General features: G+C 61.1%; 20 protein-coding genes. 9 read left to right on the forward strand and 11 right to left on the reverse strand.

The genetic code is table 11. The features are described from left to right. The first annotated feature begins 18 nt into the window (after positions 1-18). Genes NVV72_03885 through NVV72_03895 form a run of 3 tightly spaced genes read left to right on the forward strand, consistent with a single transcriptional unit; the run spans position 19 to position 1717 of the window. A complete protein-coding gene (locus NVV72_03885) occupies positions 19-411 on the forward strand; it encodes a hypothetical protein (GenBank protein ID MCR6658508.1) in 393 nt (130 codons plus the stop codon). Positions 412-425: 14 nt separating this feature from the next. Beyond that, positions 426-1148: a C39 family peptidase gene (locus tag NVV72_03890; protein ID MCR6658509.1), complete on the forward strand. Its 723-nt coding sequence runs from the start codon at positions 426-428 to the stop codon at positions 1146-1148. An 8-nt stretch (positions 1149-1156) separates the two neighbouring features. After that, on the forward strand, positions 1157-1717 hold the full coding sequence (locus NVV72_03895; GenBank protein ID MCR6658510.1) for a hypothetical protein: 561 nt from the start codon (positions 1157-1159) through the stop codon (positions 1715-1717). Here the strand turns inward: NVV72_03895 and NVV72_03900 are convergent. The 3 genes from NVV72_03900 to NVV72_03910 form a co-directional block, all read right to left on the reverse strand. After that, positions 1707-2828, reverse strand: a complete 1122-nt coding sequence (locus NVV72_03900) for a M14-type cytosolic carboxypeptidase (protein ID MCR6658511.1) — start codon at positions 2826-2828, stop codon at positions 1707-1709. The genes NVV72_03895 and NVV72_03900 overlap by 11 nt on opposite strands. An 80-nt stretch (positions 2829-2908) precedes the next feature. After that, a complete protein-coding gene (locus NVV72_03905) occupies positions 2909-3766 on the reverse strand; it encodes a prolyl oligopeptidase family serine peptidase (protein ID MCR6658512.1) in 858 nt (285 codons plus the stop codon). Beyond that, positions 3688-5175, reverse strand: coding sequence for a hypothetical protein (locus NVV72_03910; GenBank protein MCR6658513.1), 1488 nt, complete (start codon positions 5173-5175; stop codon positions 3688-3690). The genes NVV72_03905 and NVV72_03910 overlap by 79 nt, the downstream gene beginning before the upstream one ends. 204 nt (positions 5176-5379) lie before the next feature. Between NVV72_03910 and NVV72_03915 the strand changes: the two genes are divergently transcribed. The 5 genes from NVV72_03915 to NVV72_03935 all read left to right on the forward strand — a co-directional run bounded on the left by NVV72_03915 (position 5380) and on the right by NVV72_03935 (position 10122). Further along, positions 5380-6384, forward strand: coding sequence for a LacI family transcriptional regulator (locus NVV72_03915; protein ID MCR6658514.1), 1005 nt, complete (start codon positions 5380-5382; stop codon positions 6382-6384). A gap of 134 nt (positions 6385-6518) precedes the next feature. Beyond that, a complete protein-coding gene (locus tag NVV72_03920; GenBank protein ID MCR6658515.1) occupies positions 6519-6923 on the forward strand; it encodes a c-type cytochrome in 405 nt (134 codons plus the stop codon). A gap of 209 nt (positions 6924-7132) precedes the next feature. Beyond that, positions 7133-7846 (forward strand): DUF1080 domain-containing protein, encoded by a 714-nt coding sequence (locus NVV72_03925; GenBank protein MCR6658516.1) that lies wholly within the window; start codon positions 7133-7135, stop codon positions 7844-7846. A gap of 2 nt (positions 7847-7848) precedes the next feature. Then, complete coding sequence (locus NVV72_03930; GenBank protein ID MCR6658517.1) at positions 7849-8421, forward strand: gluconate 2-dehydrogenase subunit 3 family protein; 573 nt, start codon at positions 7849-7851, stop codon at positions 8419-8421. A 9-nt stretch (positions 8422-8430) separates the two neighbouring features. Next, positions 8431-10122, forward strand: a complete 1692-nt coding sequence (locus NVV72_03935; GenBank protein ID MCR6658518.1) for a GMC family oxidoreductase — start codon at positions 8431-8433, stop codon at positions 10120-10122. A gap of 113 nt (positions 10123-10235) precedes the next feature. On the opposite strand, the gene NVV72_03940 is transcribed toward NVV72_03935, so the two are convergent. From NVV72_03940 to NVV72_03970, 7 genes are all read right to left on the reverse strand, one after another. Next, the gene (locus tag NVV72_03940) at positions 10236-11228 is read right to left on the reverse strand and encodes an alpha/beta hydrolase (protein ID MCR6658519.1); all 993 of its coding nucleotides are present in this window, start codon (positions 11226-11228) and stop codon (positions 10236-10238) included. Between the two features lie 117 nt (positions 11229-11345). After that, the gene (locus NVV72_03945) at positions 11346-12407 is read right to left on the reverse strand and encodes a sugar phosphate isomerase/epimerase (GenBank protein MCR6658520.1); all 1062 of its coding nucleotides are present in this window, start codon (positions 12405-12407) and stop codon (positions 11346-11348) included. Next, entirely contained in the window at positions 12404-13492 is a 1089-nt protein-coding gene (locus NVV72_03950) for a Gfo/Idh/MocA family oxidoreductase (protein ID MCR6658521.1), read from the reverse strand. The genes NVV72_03945 and NVV72_03950 overlap by 4 nt, the downstream gene beginning before the upstream one ends. 19 nt (positions 13493-13511) lie before the next feature. After that, a complete protein-coding gene (locus tag NVV72_03955) occupies positions 13512-15023 on the reverse strand; it encodes an MFS transporter (protein ID MCR6658522.1) in 1512 nt (503 codons plus the stop codon). Positions 15024-15161: 138 nt separating this feature from the next. Beyond that, positions 15162-17393, reverse strand: a complete 2232-nt coding sequence (locus NVV72_03960; GenBank protein MCR6658523.1) for a TonB-dependent receptor — start codon at positions 17391-17393, stop codon at positions 15162-15164. 172 nt (positions 17394-17565) lie between these two features. Then, positions 17566-19149: a carboxylesterase family protein gene (locus NVV72_03965; GenBank protein MCR6658524.1), complete on the reverse strand. Its 1584-nt coding sequence runs from the start codon at positions 19147-19149 to the stop codon at positions 17566-17568. A gap of 59 nt (positions 19150-19208) precedes the next feature. Beyond that, a complete protein-coding gene (locus NVV72_03970) occupies positions 19209-19655 on the reverse strand; it encodes a MarR family winged helix-turn-helix transcriptional regulator (protein MCR6658525.1) in 447 nt (148 codons plus the stop codon). A 93-nt stretch (positions 19656-19748) separates the two neighbouring features. Here NVV72_03970 and NVV72_03975 point away from each other — a divergent pair, with 93 nt between their 5' ends. Next, positions 19749-20153 (forward strand): nuclear transport factor 2 family protein, encoded by a 405-nt coding sequence (locus tag NVV72_03975; protein MCR6658526.1) that lies wholly within the window; start codon positions 19749-19751, stop codon positions 20151-20153. A gap of 211 nt (positions 20154-20364) precedes the next feature. Here NVV72_03975 and NVV72_03980 read toward each other — a convergent pair whose 3' ends face one another. Further along, entirely contained in the window at positions 20365-21966 is a 1602-nt protein-coding gene (locus NVV72_03980; GenBank protein ID MCR6658527.1) for a sodium/solute symporter, read from the reverse strand. Positions 21967-22260: the final 294 nt, after the last annotated feature.

Raw genomic sequence — 22260 nt, forward strand, 5'->3', positions numbered from 1 at the left:
TCAGAAAGTGTACCAGCCATGTCCGCCAAATATCTGTTTCCCACTTGCCTTGCCGCGCTAGCCCTGACGGCGGCCCTGCTCCCGGCTGCGGCGCTTGCCCAGGCGGCCCCAGTTACCACCCTGTCGGTTAGCCCGCCGGACGCCGATACCCCCACACCGCTCGCGCCTGATGAACTGGACGGCATCAGCGCCGAAGGGGCGATAACCAATGTCATCACCAACCAGGATCTGAGCGCCACCAACAGCGGCAACACCATTGTCGCCGGCACGGTCCAGAACGGCGACATCAATTTCTCCGGCAATGCGCTGACCGGCTTCAGCGGTGTCGGCAACTTTGTTACCAACACCGGCAATAACAACAATCTGCAAGGCAGTATCAGCGTTGTCGTGACCGGCGCGCCGCTCCCCTAGTAAAGTCTTTCACCATGAAGCCCCTGCCTCTCATCACCGCCTGCCTTGCCCTGGGTTCGGGTGCGCCTCACATGGCGCACGCCCAGGCCATGCTGACCGATGGCGGCATGATGTTCTCGGTGCCCGTCACCAGCATGAAGGACATTCCCTTCCGCACGGTTGTGCGCCAGCAGTACGACTATAGCTGCGGCTCGGCTGCCCTGGCCACCCTGCTGCACTATCACTACAATATGCCAGTCACCGAGGCCGAGGTCTTCAAGGCCATGTACGCCACGGGCGACCAGGAAAAGATCCGCAAGGTTGGCTTCTCCCTGCTCGATATCAAGAATTACCTGTCCTCGCGCGGCTTCCAGGCCGACGGCTACAAGCTGACCTTCGACCAGCTTGTAAAGATCAATCGCCCGGCCATAGCCGTGGTGACAGCCGGCGCCTATCGTCATTTCGTCGTCGTCAAGGGCGCGCGCAATGGCAAGATTCTGATCGGCGATCCGGCCGGCGGCCTGCGCACCTACAGCAATGCCGAATTTTCACAGATCTGGAATGGTGTCATCTTCGCCATTCATGCCTCATCCGCCGCCAAGGTGCCGTATAATCGTGACGAGGAATGGAGCCCCTGGGCGCTGGCCCCGCTGGGCCAGCCACTGGGCGATGCCTCCCTGTCCAGTTTCACCCGCGAACTGCCGCCGATCTATCAGATATCGACCATGATTAACGGCAATTCGCCCACCACACCCTGAGCCTGTTCATGACCCGCGCTATCCTTCTCAGCCTCTTTGCCGTCCTGCTGGCCGCGCCCGCCGTGGCTCAGGAAACCGTCGTGCCGGCACAAGACCTGACCGCCAGCGTGGCGCCTTTAAGCCCGGAAGAACTGAAAGAACAGGTCGGCGGCCTGCGCACCCCCACAGGCATCGAATTCGGCCTGGGCGCCATCATTACCACCTATGTCGACGGCCAGCAGGCCCTGCAATCGCACCTGACCTGGACGGACCAGGGGGTGGTCGAGACCACGGATGGCGCTGGGTCACTCGCCGGCGCCGCCGGCGCGGGCATCAATCTCGGCGGCTCCGTACCAGGTCTCTATCTGCCTGGCGAAAACGGCGGCACGGTCGTCCTGCATGATCTGGGCGACGGCCGTATCGGCAGCGTCGTGCTCAATACCGCCGACAACCGCGACATCCGCCAGGAAACGGTCATCAATCTCGATATTCCGCAGTTACAACAACTCCAGCAGGACTATGCCGGCCAGAAGTTCCAGATGAACCTTCAGGATGCCGTGTCGCGGGCGCTGGAAAACGCTAATCACTAAGTTGATCGATAATATCGGCCAGCGCCCTGAGGCAGGTTTCGCCCAGCGCGCACGACCGGCTGGCAGACCATGCCCGCACCGGCTCCGGCGCATCATTGTGATCCTTGAACGGCATTTCCAGCGTCATGGCGATGGCCTTGAAGCGCTCGGCCACGGCATTGGTCGAGATCGCCAGGTTAGCCGCGCCCGGCGCCGGAATATCGTAGCCGAACCTGGTCTGGAAGTCTGGCGTGCGCGCCAGCAGGCGATCGAGATAGGCCTGGTAAAGCGCGCCCCTCGCGTCCGTCCATGATGGCGTGCCCTCGAAACCGGCCATGAAGACATGTGGAATCGCTTCATCGCCATGAACATCGATGGCGAAATCAACACCGCTATCCGTCATGGCCTGCAAAACGTAGAGGATTTCCGGGCTGCGTTCCATGGTCGGCCCAGCCCATTCGCGGTTGAGATCGACGCCCGCGGCATTGGTGCGCAGATGCCCGCGCGCGCTGCCATCCGGATTCATATTGAGCACGATGTAAAAGGTGGCCGCTTCGCGCAAGCTCATCGCCGCCGGATCATTACCGGTCAGGAAGGCGACGGCGCCCTCCATCCACCATTCGGCCATGGTTTCGCCGGGATGTTGGCGCGCATAGAGCCAGATCTTGGCCGCGCCATTGCCGAGGGTAAAGAGATCGAGGTCGCGGCCATCAAGCGTCTGGCCCAGCACACGATGCGTCATGCCCGGCAGGGTCTTCGTCTTTTCCACGAAGGCGTGATGGCGCTGGCTGTCGAAGGGCGCGAAATAGGCAAACCACACCGTATCACCGGCGGGTTTGTGCCGGATGGTCAGGACCCCATTGTCATAACTTGTGTCGGTACAGAGCCAGTCGGCATTATCGGAACTGACGCGCGCCCGGTAATTTTCCCAGCCGCCCGGATAGGCCGAACCGCCGGCATTGGTGATCCGCAGGGTCAGGTCGAGCCCGGCCGCGCCATCGACGCGGAAATAGAACCACTGGTAATAATGCGAGCCGTTATCCGGCCGGATCGCCAGATCCCATTGTCCGCCTTCCCCACCCAAAACCTCGATATTGCCGCCATCGAAATCGGCTGAGAACGTGACTGACATGAAACCTCCGGTGCGCAAGACTGTTTCCCGCGTATCTATCCGAATTCAAAGCGTAACGCTCATCACTTTTCCCGCGATATTCAATTCGGATTATAGATTTTCAGGAAATCCACCACCGCCTGAGCCGTTGCCAACCGTGCCTCTTCGGTCGTCAGTTCGTGATCGCTGCCCGGCAATTCGGTATAGGTCACCGCCTTGCCTGCGGCTTGAAGCGCATCCCGCATTACCTTGCTCTGGCGCACCGGCACCGAGCGATCATCAGCCTGATGCACCAGCAGGACCGGCGCCTTGATATCGGCCACCTGGTTGCGCGGCGACAGGGCGCTCCAGCCGGAGGGATCACCCAGATAGCCTGTAACGATCGATACGGACCCCGGATCGGGCGAAAAGGCGCGCGGCCATACGGGGTCCGCCGTCAGGCTGGCGATCTGGTCCGGGTCGGGTACGGATCGCTTGCTCTTCACCCAGCCTACATAATCGCCGATATCGGAAATGCCGCCGAGCGAAGCCGCGCAGCGCCAGGTCTCCGGCGTCGTGGCACCTTCCAGCGCCGCGTAACCGCCATACCCATTGCCGATGATACAGACCCGCGCCGGATCGGCCAGACCCTGGCCGACCAGATAACGAACACCATCGGCCAGGTCGGACTGCATCCGTCGCCCCCACTGGCCCTTGCCCGCCGCCATGAAAGCCGGTCCCGCGCCATCCGACCCGCGATAATTGGGTTGCAGCACCAGATAGCCGCGCGAAGCCAGCACCTGGGCCAGCCAGTCAAACCCGCGACTGTCATGCGCCTGCGGCCCGTCATGCGGCAGGACGATCAGCGGCAGACCCTTCGGTTCCGGTTTCGGCGGCAGGGTCAGCAGGGCACCAATCTCCAGACCGTCGCTTGCCTTGTAACTGACGCTCTTTTGCGAGGCGACCCATTCCGATGGCACTTCCGGGTGGATATCACCGATTTCCAGTGTCTTCCCGGTCGTGAAATCGATGAAATGATAGGCGCCCGGCTCCTCGCCCCCTGGGCGAAGATGATCATGCGGTGCGGATCGCGCGCCGTCGAAACGACCGTGACCGCCTGTCCCGGCGCCGCGTCCTGCGCCTTCCGGTAAAGCTCGCTCATAAGGGGATCGCTCAGGCTGTATTCCGGGGCCTCGCCGGTTTGGACAAAGCCCGCCAGCCGTCCGGTTTCGGGATTGAAAATCGGCCGGTCGCGCGTGGCATCGCCCGGCTCCAGCGGCGCCGACAATGTGCCGTCCGCCGCCAGTTCGTAATAATGAAACCGCCGGTCGGCGCCGCTGGTGCCGGGTTCGGCATCGAAGATCACGATCGACTGACCGTCGCGGCCCAAACCGACCATGAAGGGCGCGAAGGCGGTGGCGCGGTCTTCTATCTTTCGCGTCAGCGCCGGCTTCCACTTGCCATCCACCTTGCGCTCGCCATCCACCTTGCGCTCGATGGTGAATTGTTCCCTGGTAAAATTATAGACCGACCGGGCGGTGATATTACCCTGTTTGTCGAGCAGCCAGTCATCGACATAGCGATGCTCCCGGTCCAGATCGCCACCGCCATCATCAACCAGCTTGCCCAGCCCGGTTTGCGGATCACTGCGCCACAGATAGACGCGCTGGGTGGGTTGTCCGCCCACCGATTGCTGTCGCAGTTCGAGATAGGGCCCGATCAGTTGCACCTTGCCGTCCACCACGACAGGTTCTGGTGTACCGAGTGCCAGATTGGCGTATTCGCTCAGGCGCGCGCCCAGATCCGTGCCGGCGCGCTCGGACACATTCACCGAGGTCACGGCGGTCTGGGCGCGGATACCATAATAGACGCAGCCTGGCGTTTTCAGCGATTCCATCAGTGAGAGCTGCGCCATGGCTTCAGCGGCGCTGCCCTCCTTGGCCGTATCGGTTTCTGGCCGGTTGATATGGCTGGATGCCGCGTCACGGCTGGATTGCACCGCACCTTCACAGGTGCCGCGCAGACCGGTGCGCGTGGTCGAGATCAACACATGATCGTCATCCGCCCAGGAAATGGCGGAAACAGTACCGGGATTGAGCTTTACGACCCGGTTGCTCCTGTCAGCCACACGATAGGTTATCAGTGCGCGGTAGCTTTCGACCCAGGTCACGAAGGCAATCTGCGACCCGTCCGGGGACAGGGCTACCTGCTCGATGCGCGGGCGCTTGACGAAAACATTAATCGGCGGCGGTGCATCGACCGGGCGCGGACGCAAGGCCCCCTTGACCACAACCTCGGTGGTCGCCTGTGCGCAGGCGCTTTCCATGCCGAAAAGCATGGCGGCCAGACTTACGCCTGCTGTCGCTACTGCCAGGTGAATGCGTGACATCTCAACCCCTCATTTATGCCCCTTCCGCTCTCCGGCTTCATGGCGGACATTTAGGGTACTACAGCGCGAATCCATCCGGTATGCAAGGCGATATGCTGCCCTGACGTTTAATGCGCGTACCGACGTACCGGTCAGCATTTTTCTTGGCAACGCAACGCATAAGGCCGTATTGAAGGACCAACAGAGATCTTTTCAGGGCTGAACATGTCGACCATCAATGACGTAGCCAAACTGGCCGGCGTCTCCACCGCCACGGTTTCCCGCGTGCTGAATGACTATGCCCACGTCTCTCCGGCCGTGCTGGAAAAGGTGATGGGCGCGATCGACCAACTGGGCTACGAGCCGAACCAGATGGCCAAGTCGCTGCGCACGCTCAAGACCTCGCGCCTGATCGTTACCGTGCCCAATATCGCCAACGCCTTCTTCGCCCATATCATCCGCGGCGTCGAGGAAGCGGCGCTGGCCGCCGGCTATACGGTCCTGCTCGGCGACGTGGGATTTGGCGACAGCGAAGACGCCTACGCCGCCCTGCTGCGCCGCAAGGAGGCCGACGGCATGATTTTCCTCGGCCATACCCTGCCTTCCTCGCTCAATGACCTGGTGGCGAAAAAGGGCGCGGCAGCGCCGATTGTCAATGGCTGCGAATTCAGCGATTCTTTAAGCGTCTCCTCGGTCCACATCGATAACGCCCTGGCCGCCCGCCAGGTCATGGATCATCTTTACGGCCTCGGCCACCGCCGCATCGGCGTCATCACCGGCGACCTGCGCAGCCCGATCAGCCGTGACCGCCTGCAGGGCGTCACCGCCAGCGCCGACCAGCACGGCCGCAGCAACGACCTGACGATCCTGACCGGCGACTATTCCATCGAATGCGGCGCCGAGATGACCCGGCAGTTGCTGGCCCAGGCCAAACGCCCGACAGCCCTCTTCTGCTTCAGCGATGACATGGCCTTCGGTGCGCTCCACGCCATCCGCGCCGCCGGCCTGACTTGCCCGGCGGATATCTCCGTGGCCGGTTTCGACGACGTCCACCTGTCGCGCTTTTCCGCGCCAGCGCTCACCACCGTGCGCCAGCCGATGCACGAAATCGGCCGCAAGACGGTGGACCTGCTGCTGGGCATTATCGATGGCGGCACCACCGAGCGCGTCAATATCACGCTCGACCATGAACTGGTCATCCGCGAAAGCACCGCCGCGCCAAAGGCTTGACCCCATGCCTTAACCTGCGAACGATTCTCTTGGCTTGATGCTATTGTAATCGATTTCAAGTCGTGTTACCCATTTTGAAAAATGCGGATCGTGCGCCATGATCGCCCGTCCCGAACAGGTCGCAGGAGCCTTCAGTGCCGATATTTTCCAGCCGTTTTTTAATACCCCTCGTCCTCGCCGCCGGGCCCGCTTTCGCCGCCCAGGCCGCACCGGCAATCGACGCCGCCCAGCTTTCTACCGGCGAAAAAGTCTTTGCCCAGTGCAAGGCGTGCCATGCGATCGAAAAAGGCAAGGCCGACGGCGTGGGCCCCAATCTTTACGGCGTCTACGGCAGCAAGGCCGGCGCCCATTCCGCCACCTTCAAATATTCCGCCGCCATGAAGGCATCCGGCCAAACCTGGAATGACGCCACGCTGAACAGCTTCCTGCAGGCGCCGATGAAGGCCGTGCCGGGTACGAAAATGACCTATGGCGGCGTCAAGGATGACGCCAAACGCGCGGCGCTGGTCTACTACCTCAAGGTCAAGTCGGCGGAATAATCTCCCTTGCCGATAGTCGGGAAGGGCAAGGGCAAGGCCCGTCCGAGCTGATGCGAGGAGCCTTACGGCGTCTGAGTAATAAAAATGGTCCGAAAACGGACCTGACAATACGGGATGGAAATGATGCGCTTCACTTTAGCAACGCTTGAGTCTGCCTGTTACTTACCGCGCCGGCCTCGGCCGGTGATCTCGGCTTTACCGACACCCCCATGCTGCCCGGCGGCAAGTGGCACGTCCATGATCCGGCGCGACCGCACCCTGCCATCGTCACGGCCGGAAAGACGGCCAGTGAGGCGCCTTCCGACGCTATCGTCCTGTTCGACGGCACCTCGCTAGACGCCTTCGTCACCGCCGACGGCAAGCCTGCGGACTGGACACTGGCCGGAGGCGCCATGACCGTACCGCACCGCGAAGGGCCGCATGGCGATGGCAGCCTGACCACGAAACAGGCGTTCGGCGACATCCAGCTTCATATCGAATTCCGCGAGCCCGCCGATGTCACCGGCACCTCGCAGGCACGGGGGAATTCCGGCGTCATCCTGATGGGCCAGTATGAGGTCCAGGTGCTCGATTCCTATGACAATGTCACCTATGCCGATGGCCAGGCGTCGGCCATCTATGCCTGGAAGCCGCCGCTGGTGAACGCTTCCCGCAAGCCCGGTGAGTGGCAAACCTACGACATCATTTTCGAGCGTCCGCACTTCGATGCCGCCGGCAAGGTGCTGAAACCCGCCTATGTCACCGTGCTGCACAATGGCGTGCTGACGCAGAACCACCAGGAAATCCTCGGCAAGACCGACTGGCGGACCTTAGCCACCTATCACCCGCACGCCGACGCCCTGCCCTTCACGCTCCAGGATCATGGCAGCGCGGTATCCTACCGCAATATCTGGGTGCGCAAACTGGCGGAACAGGAGGAGTAGACATGGCCCACGATCATTCCCGCATCGACAGGCGCAGCCTTTTGACCGGCATTCTCGCCATGGTCGGCGGCGTGGCGGTCGCCCCTATCGCCCGCGCCATGCAGGCCGGCATGGACCCCGGCTACGCACCCGCCAATCCCTATATGACCGCAGATCAGCGCGCGCTCACCGCCGCCGTCTCCGAGCGCATCATTCCCACCACCGATACACCGGGCGCCATCGCCGCCGAGGTGCCGGCCTTTATCGAGATGATGCTGTCGGAATGGTACTGGCCCGGCGAACGCGACATGGTTATGGGCGGGCTTGCCGCCATGGATGCCACCGCCCGCAAGACACACGGCAAGCCGTTCGCCGCCATTACACCCGAACAGCAGGACGCCATACTGACCCTGGCCATGAACCAGACGCTGCCCGATGCCCCGGCGGACAGTTTCGAGCATCTGCGGCAACTGGTCATCTTCGGCTATTACAGCTCCGAAATTGGCTGCACGGTCGAGCGCGTCTATCTGCCGGTGCCAGGCCGTTACGACGGCGCCTATCCCTATGCCGAAGTCAACCGCGTCTTTTCGTCTTAAGGGCCAGCCATGTCAGATTATGAATTCGACGCCGTCGTCATCGGCTCCGGCGTTTCCGGCGGCTGGGCCGCCAAGGAACTGACCGAAAAGGGCATGAAGGTCCTGATGCTGGATCGCGGCCGCATGGTCGAGCACAGTGCCGACTATACCTTTGAGGGCACCGGCCCGTGGGAGCAGCCCTATCGCGGCCAGACGCCGCCCGCTTTGACCGAAAGCGATTATTACGCCTCGCGTTACGGCGGCGCCGGTCAGACGGCGGTGAAAGGCTTCATGAACAATGACCGCCTGAACCCCTATGCCATAAAGGACGGCCCGGAGTTCCGCTGGGTGCGGCCGGGTATTGTCGGCGGCAAGTCGATCACCTGGGGCCGAGTCTCCCTGAGATTTGGGCCACAGGATTTCGAGGCCAATGGCAGGGACGGCCACGGCAATGACTGGCCCATCCGTTACGATGACATCGCGCCCTGGTATTCCTATGTCGAATCCTATGCCGGCATCGCCGGATCGAAAGAGGGCCTGCCGCATCTGCCCGACGGCGAGTTCCAGCCGCCGCACCCGATGAATGTCGCCGAAACCTGGCTGAAGGACCGGCTGGAAAAGGCCATGCCCGACCGCAAGGTCATTTCGATCCGCACCGCCAACATGACCGAGGACAAGCCGGAACAGGGCCGGTCGCGCTGTCAGAGCCGCTCGCAGTGTAATCGCGGCTGTTCATTCGGCGCCTATTTCTCGACCCAGGCCGTGACGCTTCCCGCCGCGCGCGCCACCAATCGGCTGACCCTGCTCTCCGACCAGGTGGTGACCTCGCTGGAATTCGACCCGAAGACCAAGCGCGTCACCGGCGTCCGCACCATCGACGCCAATACCCAGACCGCGCATACCTATCGTTCGCGCATCGTCTTCCTGTGCGCTTCGGCCATGGCGTCGAACCAGATCCTGCTCAATTCAAAACTGCCTGGCAGCGACAAAAGCTTCGCCGACTCAAGCGGGAAACTTGGGCGCTACATCATGGATCACCCCATGCTGACCCTGTTTTCAGGCAACCTGCCGGAAGGCGTTCATGACGATCTGATCGAATATGGCCGCAAGCCCGCCGGCATCTATATCCCGCGTTTCCGCAATCTCGATGGCCAGGACGCCGATGCCGACTTCCTGCGCGGCTATGGCTGCCAGGGCGGCGGCAGTCGCGGCGTCTCCAGCGCGGTTGGTTTCGGCGCGGCGATGAAGGCGGGCCTGCGCAAATACGGGCTGTGGTCAGTCGGCTTCAATATCTTCGGCGAATGCCTGCCCTATCTCGACAATACGATCACCCTGCACTCGACCAAGGTGGACCGCTTCGGCGTACCTCAGGCCCTGTTCAATGTCACCTACCGCGACAATGAAAAGAAGATGATGGCCGATGGCGTACGCCAGGGCCGGGCCATGATGGAGGCTGCCGGCCTGATCAATATTTCTGCGGAGGAAAGACCGCATATTCCCGGCGACTCGATCCACGAAATGGGCGGCGCCTGCATGGGTAAGGATCCGCGCACCTCGGTCACCAATGCCTGGAACCAGTTGCATGACGCGCCGAATGTCTTCGTCACCGATGGGTCTACCATGGCCTCGACAAGTTGCGTCAACCCGTCGCTGACCTTCATGGCCTTTACGGCCCGCGCGGCGGATCATGCCGTGAAGCAGGTGAAGGCGGGCGCGATCTGACACTCTTTGCGCGGCCGTTCGTGCCCCTAACGGATGCGCCGCCGCAAGCCGTAACACCTCCTCCTGGTTACGGTTCAAACCCTGGGCGCCACCGCCGGCGTCCAGGGTTCTTTTTATCCCATAAGCCCCTGGCTGCGGACGAAATTGACCAGCAGTTGCGGCCAGATGTGATAGGGCCGGTCAAGATCGGCCTTCATGCCGAAGCCATGGCCGCCGCTGGCGAACAGGTGGGTCTCGACCGTGATCCCCTTGGCTTTCAGGGCGTCACGCAGGACAATCGAATTGGCCACCGGCACGGTGGTATCGTCCTCGGCCTGGGTCAGGAACATCGGCGGGGTCTGCGCATCGACATTGTGATCAGGTGCATAGCGGGCGATCTGTTCAGTTGTCGCCGGCGCACCGAAGAGCGACGGCGCGGTGCCTTCGTAGGCAATGGCGGGATCGAGCGAAATGACGGGATAGATCGGCGCGGCGATCAGCGGACGGGCGTCGAGGTGATCGGCCTCATCGACGGCGGCATAAAGGGCCTGCGCATGACGGGTAGCCAGCGAGGCGGTCACAAAGCCGCCGGCGCTGAATCCGGCCACACCGACGCGTTTCGGATCGAGTTTATATTGCGCCGCATTTTTACGGATCAGGCGCATGGCGCGCTGGGCATCGATTGTGCCGACATCGGCCGCATTTTGCCAGCCGTCATTGGCCAGGCGGTAGAACAGCACGAAACAGGTGATACCCTGTTTGTTGAGATAGTCGGCCAACTGGTAGCCTTCGTGGTCGAAATAGTTCCACCAGAAGCCGCCGCCGGGAATGATCAGCATGGCCCCGCCATTGGGGTTTTCGGCCGGAAAGACCGCCAGACGCGGCTTCGATATGCCCTGGACGCGGCGGAATTTGATGGCGGGGTCGGTCGAGGTTTCCTCGACATGTTCCTTCATGTCCGGATGTAACTGACCGGGCGCCCCGTTCGGCCACAGGTCGATCGTGCCGGTTGGTGTGGGCCAGCCGGCGACGATCTTGGCCGTATCAGGGGCAGCGGTCTGGGCCATGGCCCCTCCGGCAGTCAGGGCCAGCGGGGCCAGCAGAAGCGAACGGCGTATGGTATCCATATTATTTCCCAATAACCCTCAATGATGTGGCGAAAATGGATGATTTTCGAGCATCGCCGCGCAGCGTACTTCAGTACGTGAGCAGCGAAGCGCAGAAAAGCGGGCATTTGCAGACCATCAGTGAGGTGTTATTCCTAGTAAATTACGTAACGACTCTTTGGATACGCCGCTACCGGCGAAGTCGTCAAACGCCTTTTCAGTGACACGGATGATATGGTCGCGGATAAAGGGCGCGCCTTCACGGGCGCCGTCTTCCGGATGCTTCAGGCAGCATTCCCACTCAAGCACCGCCCAGCCGTTGTAATCATACTGTGTCAGCTTCGAGAAAATGGCCTTGAAATCGACCTGGCCATCGCCGAGAGACCGGAAGCGGCCTGGCCGGTCCACCCAGCCCTGATAGCCACCATAGACGCCTGAACGCCCGCTCGAATTGAACTCGGCATCTTTGACATGGAACATCTTTATCCGTTCGTGGTAGATGTCGATATAGCTGAGATAATCAAGCTGTTGCAGCACGAAATGGCTGGGGTCGAACAGGATGTTGGCGCGGCTGTGTCCGCCCACCTCATCGAGGAAGCGCTCGAAGGTGGCACCATCGTGCAGGTCTTCGCCGGGGTGGATTTCATAGCAGCAATCGACGCCAGCCTCCTCAAACGCATTGAGAATAGGCGTCCAGCGCCGGCCCAGTTCGGCGAAAGCCTCTTCCACCAGCCCCGCCGGGCGTTGCGGCCACGGATAGATATAGGGCCAGGCGAGCGCACCGGAAAAGGTGGCGTGCGCCTTCAGGCCCAGTCGCTGCGAGGCTTTGGCGCCCAGCTTGACCTGCTCGACCGCCCAAGCCTGGCGGGCCTTCGGCTTGCCATGCAGGCTGAGCGGTGCAAAGCCGTCAAACAAGGTATCGTAGGCCGGATGGACGGCGACAAGCTGGCCCTGCAGGTGCGTCGAAAGCTCAGTCACCGACAAACCGTATTGCGCCAGCATACCAGTGATCTCATCGGCATAGGTCTGGCTTTGAGCGCATTTTTCCAGGTCGAAAATCGCTGGCGACGAGGTCGGGATTTGCAGGCCCTTATAACCAAGCCCCGCCGCCCACTGCGCCATGCTTTCCAGCTTGTTGAACGGCGCCGCATCGCCGAGGAACTGTGCCAGGAAAATACCGGGGCCTTTGAGTGTCTTCACAGCAGTGTCTCCCAGCTTTTGTTGCGGCTCGACCGGATGGCCGTCTCGATAAAGGCCATGCCGCGCACGCCGTCGTCTATGCCCGGCACCAGTGACGGCACGCCGGTCGATACCTCGTCGGCGAAATCACGGTAAAGCGTGGCGAAGGCTTCAAGATAGCCTTCCGGATGACCCGCCGGCACGCGCGCGCCATAGGTCAGGTAAGACATGCCGGCGTGCAGGACCTGAGTCGGCGCATCGTGCCAATTCAGCGTCAGGGTGTTGGGCTGTTCCTGCGACCAGTCGATACCGCCGGTTTCGCCATAGACCCGCAGGCGCAGGCCATTGCGATCCCCCGCCGCAATCTGCGAAGACACCAGCACGCCGCGGACGCCGTTTTCATAACGCAGCAGCACATTGCAGTCGTCATCGAGCGCGCGGCCGGGCACGACAATACCGAGATCGGCGCTTAAGGCTTCCACCTTCGCCCCGCTGACAAATTCGCTCAGGTGAAAGGCATGGACACCGATATCGGCAATACAGCCGCCGAGACCCGACTGCGCCGGATCAGCCCGCCAGTCGGCCTGCTTGTTTTGCAACGGTTGCGACAGCCAGCCCTGGCTGTACTCGACCACAATCTTGCGTACACGACCGATCCGCCCTTCCGCCACCCGCTTCCGGGCCTCACGCACCAGCGGATAGCCGCTATAGGTATAGGTCAGGCCGTAATGTTTGCCACTGGCGCGCACAAGGTCGCGCAGGCGCAGGGCTTCTTCGAGGTTCAGTGTCGCCGGCTTATCGCACAGCACATTGAAACCCGCCTCCAGCGCGGCTTTGGCGATCGGGAAATGGGTGTCGTTTGGCGTGACGATAGCGACCAAATCCAGCCGCCCCTTTTCCTGAGCCAGCATCTCCTGCCACGAGACGTAAACACGGTCAGCCGACAGGCCGTAGCCCTCGCCCGCCGCGGCATTCTTTCCGGCATCGCGGCTGAAGGCGCCGGCGCTGAGGACAAACCGGTCGTCCAGCCGCGCCGCGATTCCATGCACCGGGCCAATAAATGCGCCCGGTCCACCGCCCGCCATGCCTAGTCTTAGCTTTGTCATATCGTCTCGAATTTTATTGTTAGTGTTCCCCGATCACCACCGGCCTGTATCCCCCCTTGCGGCGGAACCACAGGATCAGGCCGAGGAAGATCAGGCAGGTAATCACCGGCAACAGGGCCACCTCTTTCAAGGCGTCCTTCTTGGCGCTGCCGGAAAGCCCTTCCAGCACCGCCTTATCGGCGTCCGGAGCCACGGCCACCTTCGCCTCATCCAGCGCCTTGTAGCGGCCGAATACGCTGACCTTTTCGGTCAGGTACTGTTCGGACAAGGTAGTCTGGTGCGTGGCGTCATGCAGCCTCAAACCCTCACGGGTCGAATTATCCTGCGCCGCGCCCAGCAGCACCGAGCCGACAATGCCCGCCGCCAGCATACCGCCACCGGCCAGCATATTCAGCGTCACCGCGCCGCCCTTGGGGAACTGCTCGGAGGCCACACCCAGCGCCGTGCCCCAGAAGAAGCTCTTGCCGATGCCGTAGAAGGTGGCCGCCGCGAGAATAGCCAGCCCTGTGGCGCCCGACATCAGGAAGAGCCCCGCCGCCGCCGGGGCCGAGGCCATGGCCAGAACGCCCAGCGGATTGAGCCACCTGATAAGCGTGCCGGCGAAGATGCGGATGACGAAAACCAGCGCCGAGGTATAGATCAGCACCCAGCCGGCAGCCAGACCGAGTTTGTTCATTTCCGGTGTCATCAGCGAGGAAATCCAGCTATCGGTGGAGAGCTCGGTGACCGCCAGCGGCATCATTACCAGCACCAGCAGGATGAACAGCGGCCGCCCCGGCGAACGGGCGAAAAAGGCATAGATCAGGGCCAGCACAGCGGCGGCGCCGAACGACACCACCGGCGACAGGGCGAAGACGCGCCCGACTTCCAGCATGATCAGAGCCGCCAGGATAAAGGCCGATATGAAACCCGCTTCGCCCAGCATGGTGCGGTAGGACACGCCCGATGCGACGCGCTCGGATACCGGAAATTTGCGGCCGATCAAAAGCACCGTATAGACCAGCACCGGAATGATCATCAGTCCGACCTTCACTCTCCAGTCGAAGCCGCCGAGGCTATCCAGTCCCATGGCCAGCAGACCGCCCAGGATCATGCCGCCCGGCCAGGCGGCGTGCAGGCGATTGAGCCATTTCGATTTGTCATGGGCAAAGAGCGTGGCGATCAGCGGATTGGCGGCGGCCTCCACCGCGCCATTGCCCAACGCCATGATGAAGGTGCCGGCATAGAGCGACCAGTAGCCAGTGGCGGTAAAGAGAAGCCCCAGGCCGATGATATGGCAGAGCGCCGCGAACCACAGGGTTACCCGGAAACCAATGCGGTCGATGAACAGCGACATCAGCACGATGGTGATCGAGAATGGCCACAGGCCGACGCCCAGAAGTTCACCCTTCTGTGTCTCCGTCAGGGCGAAATCGACACCCCAGTTATCGATGACCAGCGCGCGCAGAATGAAGCAGAAGGAGGTGGCGGTAATGGCGGCAAAGGCCGTAGCGAAAAGCCAGCCCTGACCTTTCCGGGTGATCATATCCATGACAAATTCCCTGCATTTTGGGCCATCACGGATAGAGCCCCCCGTCCGGCCATTTTTTTGATCGTCAGACATGTGTAATCGATTACAGAAAAAATGCAAAGAAAAAGGCAGAACCTAGCGGTCCTGCCCTTTCCATTCCTACATCGGGCCGCCGCCCGGAGGGCCGCCCCAGCCGCCGGGGCCACGCCGGCCATTCCATTGACCGTCGCCATCCTTGTTGCTGCTGGCGCCGCCCAGCGTATAGCTGAGGCCGACCATGATGACCTGGCCCTGCAGGCTGCGCGAAGATTCGCTGTAGATCGTATCCGTATCGACGATCGTCTTGAATTTCGCCGTGCGGAACGGATCCTGCACCGTGACGACCAGCGCCGCCTTCGGCGTCACCTGGTGACGATAGGACAGATTGCCCATGCCGAAAGGCGCGCGATAGCCCTGGCCGGTCAGTTGCTTGCCGCGGGCGAAATAGCTCAACTGGAAGCGATCCTTTGCTGTGGCCGTATAATCGAAGCTGATACGCCCGCTCAAGGTCGTGGCTTCGGTATCGCGGGTCTGCGAAGCCGCGTCCAGCTTGGTATAGGCCAGGTTGCCGTTCAGACGCAGGGAGAGCTTCTGCGTCAGCTTGCCATCGAAATTACCTTCCAGCCCGCCCGACTGGCTGTCGCCGAAATTGCGCTTGGTGGTCAGCAGAACCTGGGGCGCATCGGGATCGGTTTGCGGCAGGTAATAGCTGTAGTCGGTGATTTCGTTATCGGTCTTCCGGTAATAGGCGCGGATCTGGTAATTGATCTTGCCCGCGCTCTTTTCATAGCCGGCCTCGAAGGAATCCGTCTCTTCCGGCTTCAGGTCGGGATTGCCCTGGCTGACATTCTGCTCGTCACGATAGGTGCGGAACGGGTTCAGGTCTTGGGCCTGCGGACGGCGCAGGCGGTGCGAATAGGAAAAGCGCAGCTTGGTGCTGTCATTCAGGGCATAGGTGGCAAAGGCGCTGGGGCTGATCTTGGTATAGTTGATATGGCTGGCCGTATCGTCCGTCGTTATATCCGGATTACCAAAGTTTTCGGTATTGAGATCGAGCGCCTCGGCGCGCAGCCCGCCCTGAACCGTCCACTTTTCGCCGATCGGCTGCTGCCAGGTGATATAGGCCGCACTCAGGGTCTGGTCATAGGCAAAATCATTGGTCAGCAGGGCGGCATTCTTGCCCGTGGCGAAGTTGTGGAAGCTGTTATTATCCTGGGTGATTTGAATGCCGGTGGTCATCTGGGCGTCACCGAACGGCCGGACATAATCGACGCTGAAGACGGCATTGTGGAAGTCGCTCTGCGCAACGCGGGTTTCGTTATCCGTTGTTCCGTCACTATTGGAATTAACGGCTTCCGTCGTTGTATTGCCGACGGAGCGGCCAAAGCGCAGGTCGGTCTTCAGGCTTTCGCCGGCCTGCTTGCCGGTGTGGTTCCAGTTCAGGTCGAAGCTGAAATCATCATGCGGACCGGTATTGTGCGAGGTCCGCGTATAGCCCCCCTGATAGGCGCCATCGGCCCCGTAATTGGCATAGGTTTCCTGGCTGTCATTATCCATCTCGCGGCGCGACCAGGCGACCTGGGAACCGATCGAGTCATTTTCGCCCAGATTGTAATCGATCCCGGCATTGGCCGAGACATTGTCCATCTTGCCTTCGGCAATGCCCGACTGTTCGGTGGTCGTATCACTCATCAGGTTTTGCGAGACCGAGCCGGAGCGGTTCGGGCGCTGGTCATGGCGGATACTCAGACCGCCGCTGATCGTGTATTTGCCGGTATTGCGCGCGCCATTGAGCGAGGCATTGTAACGCCCATCACCGATATTGGCATTGATCGCGCCGCTGGTGCCGGGCTTGCGGTTCTTGCGCATCACCAGATTGATGATGCCGCCGGAACCTTCCGAGGAAAAAGCCGCGCCGGGATTAGTCATGACCTCGATGGAATCGATATCGCCCGACGACATGGATTGCAGGGCGCCGGCGCGGTTATCGCCCTGCATCATCACCGACGGCTTGCCATCAACATAGACCTGGACATTGGAATTGCCGCGCAGGGTGACATTGCCGGTGGGGTCGACATTGACCGACGGCACCTTGTTCAGCGCATCCGCCGCCGTACCGGTCTGGCTGTCGATGTCCTTGGTATTGTCATAGACCTGGCGGTCGATCTTGTTCTGCGCCTTCTTGCCTTCGACGGTTACGGTGGTTGTCGGCGCCTCATCCGGCTTTGCCGCCGCATCAGGCGCGGCCTGAGGCGGCGCGGCTTCCTGCGCCATAGCTGGCAAGGTGACGGCGACACAGCCGCAAAGGATCAGGCCATAGAGGCCCGTAGTCATGAATTGGGTCGAACGCATTATGCTGCCTGAAATTTGTATAATCCCCGTCCCTCCCGCATAACGGGTGAAAGCGACCGTTAAAGGGCGGAACTATTTCTGTAACGCAAAATGTCTGACATTCCGTCGAATGAAAAACATCTGTCTGCGGGGGATATATACGGGCTCCCTGTGAACCGGACCTGAACGACCGTCAGGGCGCCGTTGCCGCCGTCACATCCAGACGTGACTTCCACGGGTCAGGGATCGCTGTCGGCGTGCCATCCGGCGCAAAATTCATCAGCACATCGGCCTTCGGATCATATTGCGGCCATGCCGGCAGACCATCGCCATTGGGATTGCCGCTTTTGGCGAAATTGGCCCAGTAGCTGTTGGTCTGGTCAGCGATCTTCGCATCCGCCGCCGTCAACTTGTCGCCGTACTTGGCCCTGACCGTATCCATGACATAGGGTATTTCCGTGGCGTGCGGCGTGCCGGTCTTCCACTCCGCCTTCATCGAATCGGCCACATAGGCATAGCGGTATTCATAGCTCGGCACGCCCTGCGTTGCCAGCACCGACGCCACGAAGCGCGCCGGCTCGATCATCATCCGGTCCATGCCCATGAAGTAGCGGATGACCTCGACCGGGAAATTGCCCATCGGGTCATAGGCCGCCTTCGCCTCATCTATGTGGCTGCCGAAAGGTGCAAACGCCGCGTCCTTGGTCTGGGCGAAATTGAAACCGATATCGGCCGAATTGGCGCCAATCATCAGCGGCACCTTGTTATAGCGGCCGGCCAGATAGGCCGACTGCGGGTCTTCGACAACGATCTTGCCGTCGACCATCGGTCCGCCATAGGTATCGCTCGTCATGTTAGCCAGGTTGAGCTTGTCGACGATCGCCTCCGCCGGCAGGGCACGCAGTTTCGCCAGGGCCGCAGCGTCCGCGCCTTCGATGCCGTTCTGTTTCGCCAGCGCTACGCCGAGCGCTTCCGACGACGGCACATTGGGCAGGTCTTCATGCAAACGGCGCTCGCCCATCAGATTGCCGCGCCCGCCGCCGGACTGCACAATCGCCCTGGTAAATAAACCTTTTGTCAGGGGCGAGGTCATCAGCATATGGACGCTGCCGCCGCCGGCCGATTCACCGAAGATGGTGACATTGGCCGGATCGCCGCCAAAGGCTGCGATATTGGCCTGCACCCATTTCAGCGCCGCGATCTGGTCCATATAGCCGTAATTGCCGAGCAGGCCGTGATCGGCATCGGCCACCGTCAGGGCTGGGTGGCCGAAGAAGCCGAAACGCCCCAGCCGGTAATTGAAACTAACCATGATGACGCCCTTTTTCGCAAAGGCTGAGCCGTCATAGACCGCCGGCGAAGACCCGCCATTGACGAAGCCGCCGCCATAGATCCACACCATCACCGGCAGTTTGTTATGACTGCCCGCCGGCCGCCAGACATTGAGCACCAGGCAGTCTTCGGAAGGGCTGGTGCCGAGCGGCGCGGCATCGCCGCCAAAGGGTTCCTGCATACAGTCATGGCCGTAATGGTCGGCTTTCAGGGGCGTGGTCCAGTGCGCGGCCGGTTGCGGCGCCCGCCAGCGCAAATCCCCCACCGGCGGGGCGGCAAAAGGAATGCCCTTGAAACTTTCGACACCCTCCGCCGTCATGCCCGATACCGGCCCGCTGGCGGTTTTCACCGGGGTCTGAGCCAGGGTCGGAAACGCAACAACCGCCGACAGAATTGCCGCGCTCACCAGCGCGCCGCGCATTACAGACGCCATGCCAAATACCATGATAGCCTCCCTTGGTTTTGCTCGTTGGACGGTAGCTTACGCCCGCACACGGCAGGGGGTCAATCGGCGATTGCCGCCGCCAGTTCGCCAAGAATGTTCCGCAACTGCGCCATCCTTTCCGTGCCGATCCGCGCGGAGCATTGCGCCTCCAGATCGAAACTAAGCTCCACCAAGACATCCCACACCTGGCGGCCGCGCGCCGTCAGGATGACGAGCTTGGCGCGGGCATCGGTCGGGTCCGGCGCAATGGTGACATAACCGAGATCAGCCAGATTGCCCGCCAAATAGGCCATGCTCTGCTTGGTCATTTCGGCCAGTTCGGCCAGGTCCGATACGCGCGAGCCTTCCGGCCGGATATAGCGAAACACGCTGGAATGGGCCGGGCGAATGTCGCCGAAACCGCGCGCCGCCAGTCCGGCATAGACCTTGATCTGCAAGACCTCATACGGCTTGCGCAACAGGGAACCCAGGGTAACGCGGGCTTCGGATATAGTGGTGTTACTCATTTTTTTATTCTGCCACATTGACAGCCTATCTGTCTATATGTATTTAGACAGTCAATCTGTCTAACTAATGTTATTTGAAGGAGACCTGCCGTGATGAATCCCACCGCCGCTGAAATCAACCTGGCTGTTGTCGATGCCCACATGAAGGGTGAGGCCACCGATCCGGCCTCGATCATGAACCTTTATGCCGAAGGCATTGTACTCGACATGCCGAGTCGCGACATGCGGCTGGATACGCTGGAGGCCATAGAGGCCAACTATCGCGCCCTGTTCGGATCGATCGAACTGCTGTCCATGCGACCGCTTGATCGCTTTGCCACGCAGGACCGCGTGGTCGATGACTGCATCGTCCAGTTCAGAGTGACCGGCAAAGGCTATGCCAAGCTGCCCTTCCCCATCGGTGCTGTTATCGAACTGCGCCTGTTGCATGTCTTCCAGATGCAGGATGGCAAGATCGCCCGCGAAACCGTCTTCGAGTCGTGGAAGCCGATCCAATAAAAAAGGCGGCGAAGGTTTCCCTTCACCGCCGGTTTTTATTTCTACGAACGGAAGATGAAGCTCAGTGGTGAGTCGAGAACCGTTAGCTGACGAGAAGCGGAGCGGAGCGGAGCGTACTAAGTACGTGAGCACCGCATCCCCAGTATCGTGAAAACGATACGTAAGAACGTATCTTGGCAGGTGACGGTTCGCAGACCACCGATGAGCTTCATCACCAGAAGTACCAGTAAAGGCCAACCAGGATCACAATCACGCCGATCGCCAGGGCATTGACCACCGGGGTCGTCTTGAAGCTGACGCCTTCCAGCGTGAGGGTCGAGACTTCCTTCCTGTTCGGCACCACCAGAGAGACGGCGACGCACAGGCCAAGCGCGATCCAGAAGACCCAACCGACGCGGTTCATGAACGGCATGTCCGGCACGGTGGTCGCCATGAAGGCGTTGCTGAAGCCGAGGAAGTCCGGGTGTGTATGCAGGTACGACGCCACGTAGAAGAAGCACGACATCAGGAAACCACCGGCCACGGCCGCGAAGGCGCCCGCCGTCGAGCAGCGCTTCCAGAACATGCCCAGCGCGAAGATGACCACGATGCCCGGCGTGAAGAAGCCGGTGAAATCCTGGATATACTGGAACGCCTGGTCGAAGGAGCCAACCAGCGGCTTGGCGACGATGACGGCGATGATCACCGAAACGACCGCCGCGACACGCCCCACCATAACCAGGGTCTTTTCATCGAGGTCACGCTTGAGCGGCGCCACGATATCGATGGTGAAGATGGTGGCGATCGAGTTGATCTTCGAGGCCGTCGACGAAATGACGGCAAACGTAAGCGCCACGAAGACGAGACCGAGCAGGCCGGTGGGCAGCAGGGTCATCATCTGCGGATAGGCCTGATCCGGCTTCGGCAGACCGGGCGCCAGGATCAGGGCGGCCATGCCGGGCACGACCACGATCAGCGGCATCAGCAGCTTGAGATAGGCAGCGAAGGCGATGCCCTTCTGGGCTTCCGTCAGCGACTTGGCGGCCAGGGCGCGCTGGATGATGTACTGGTTGAACCCCCAGTAGGAGATGTTCATGATCCACATACCGCCGACCAGCACGGCAATGCCAGGCAGATCCTTGTAATGCTCGGACGACTTGTCGAGAATCATGTGGAAGTGGTCGGGGAAGTCGGCGCGCAGCTTGTTGAAGCCATCAAGGAAGCCGGTGATATTGGCCTCGCCGCCGATCTTGGAAAGCGTCAGACCGGCGATGATCAGGCCGCCCAGCACCAGAAGGGTCACCTGCACGATGTCGGTCAGGGCCACGGCTTTCAGGCCACCCGAAAGCTGATACAGCAGGGCGAAGGTGCCCAGCGCGATCAGCACGGTCAGGGTATCCAGACCGGTCACGGTGGTCACCGCCGTACCGCCCAACCACAGGATCGAGGTCAGGTTGACGAAGACGTAGAGGATCAGCCAGAAGACGGCCATCAGGTATTTCACCGATGGGCCGAAGCGGGTCTGCAGGAAGCCCGGCATGGTCTGGATGCCATTGCGCAGGAAGACCGGCAGGAAGTACTTGCCAACGATGATCAGGGTGATGGCGGCCATCCATTCATAGGAGGCGATGGCCAGGCCGATCTTGTAGCCCGATCCGGACATGCCGATGATCTGTTCAGCGGAGATGTTGGCGGCAATGAGCGAGGCGCCGATGGCCCACCACGGCAGGGTGTTGCCGGCCAGAAAATAACCGTTCGAGGTGACCGCCTCGCCCGCCTTGCGGCGCGAGACGACCTGGGCCAGAACGAAGATGGAGACGGCGTAAAAGAGCACGATCCAGATATCGAGACTTCTTCAGAAAGCTGCTCGCCGGCAGCAGTGAAGCTAAATCAGGCATGTTTCCCCTCTTGGGCGCGTCGGATAACGCCCGTGATTTATATTATCATACAATTGACACAGCTTTTAGGCTGAATCAATCCCGAAATCCCAACAGGTGAAACGGCGACGATTGAACTCGCCGCTCTGTTCTATCACATTCGCCTCCCCCACTTGTGGGGGAGGTGGCATTTGCGCAGCAAATGACGGAAGGGGCAATTCAACCGACAGAGGCCCCGCCCACCATCGCAA

It is taken from the genome of Asticcacaulis sp., assembly GCA_024707255.1.
Taxonomy (GTDB): Bacteria; Pseudomonadota; Alphaproteobacteria; order Caulobacterales; family Caulobacteraceae; genus Asticcacaulis.

Excerpts from the sequence above, each read along its gene's own strand:
- NVV72_03955 (MCR6658522.1), bottom strand. The coding sequence starts at position 15,023 with ATGGATATGATCACCCGGAAAGGTCAGGGCTGGCTTTTCGCTACGGCC.
- NVV72_03925 (MCR6658516.1), top strand. The coding sequence starts at position 7,133 with ATGCTGCCCGGCGGCAAGTGGCACGTCCATGATCCGGCGCGACCGCAC.
- NVV72_03965 (MCR6658524.1), bottom strand. The coding sequence starts at position 19,149 with ATGGTATTTGGCATGGCGTCTGTAATGCGCGGCGCGCTGGTGAGCGCG.
- NVV72_03930 (MCR6658517.1), top strand. The coding sequence starts at position 7,849 with ATGGCCCACGATCATTCCCGCATCGACAGGCGCAGCCTTTTGACCGGC.
- NVV72_03900 (MCR6658511.1), bottom strand. The coding sequence starts at position 2,828 with ATGTCAGTCACGTTCTCAGCCGATTTCGATGGCGGCAATATCGAGGTT.
- NVV72_03940 (MCR6658519.1), bottom strand. The coding sequence starts at position 11,228 with ATGGATACCATACGCCGTTCGCTTCTGCTGGCCCCGCTGGCCCTGACT.
- NVV72_03910 (MCR6658513.1), bottom strand. The coding sequence starts at position 5,175 with ATGTCACGCATTCACCTGGCAGTAGCGACAGCAGGCGTAAGTCTGGCC.
- NVV72_03895 (MCR6658510.1), top strand. The coding sequence starts at position 1,157 with ATGACCCGCGCTATCCTTCTCAGCCTCTTTGCCGTCCTGCTGGCCGCG.
- NVV72_03970 (MCR6658525.1), bottom strand. The coding sequence starts at position 19,655 with ATGAGTAACACCACTATATCCGAAGCCCGCGTTACCCTGGGTTCCCTG.
- NVV72_03890 (MCR6658509.1), top strand. The coding sequence starts at position 426 with ATGAAGCCCCTGCCTCTCATCACCGCCTGCCTTGCCCTGGGTTCGGGT.
- NVV72_03975 (MCR6658526.1), top strand. The coding sequence starts at position 19,749 with ATGAATCCCACCGCCGCTGAAATCAACCTGGCTGTTGTCGATGCCCAC.
- NVV72_03915 (MCR6658514.1), top strand. The coding sequence starts at position 5,380 with ATGTCGACCATCAATGACGTAGCCAAACTGGCCGGCGTCTCCACCGCC.
- NVV72_03960 (MCR6658523.1), bottom strand. The coding sequence starts at position 17,393 with ATGCGTTCGACCCAATTCATGACTACGGGCCTCTATGGCCTGATCCTT.
- NVV72_03935 (MCR6658518.1), top strand. The coding sequence starts at position 8,431 with ATGTCAGATTATGAATTCGACGCCGTCGTCATCGGCTCCGGCGTTTCC.
- NVV72_03950 (MCR6658521.1), bottom strand. The coding sequence starts at position 13,492 with ATGACAAAGCTAAGACTAGGCATGGCGGGCGGTGGACCGGGCGCATTT.
- NVV72_03885 (MCR6658508.1), top strand. The coding sequence starts at position 19 with ATGTCCGCCAAATATCTGTTTCCCACTTGCCTTGCCGCGCTAGCCCTG.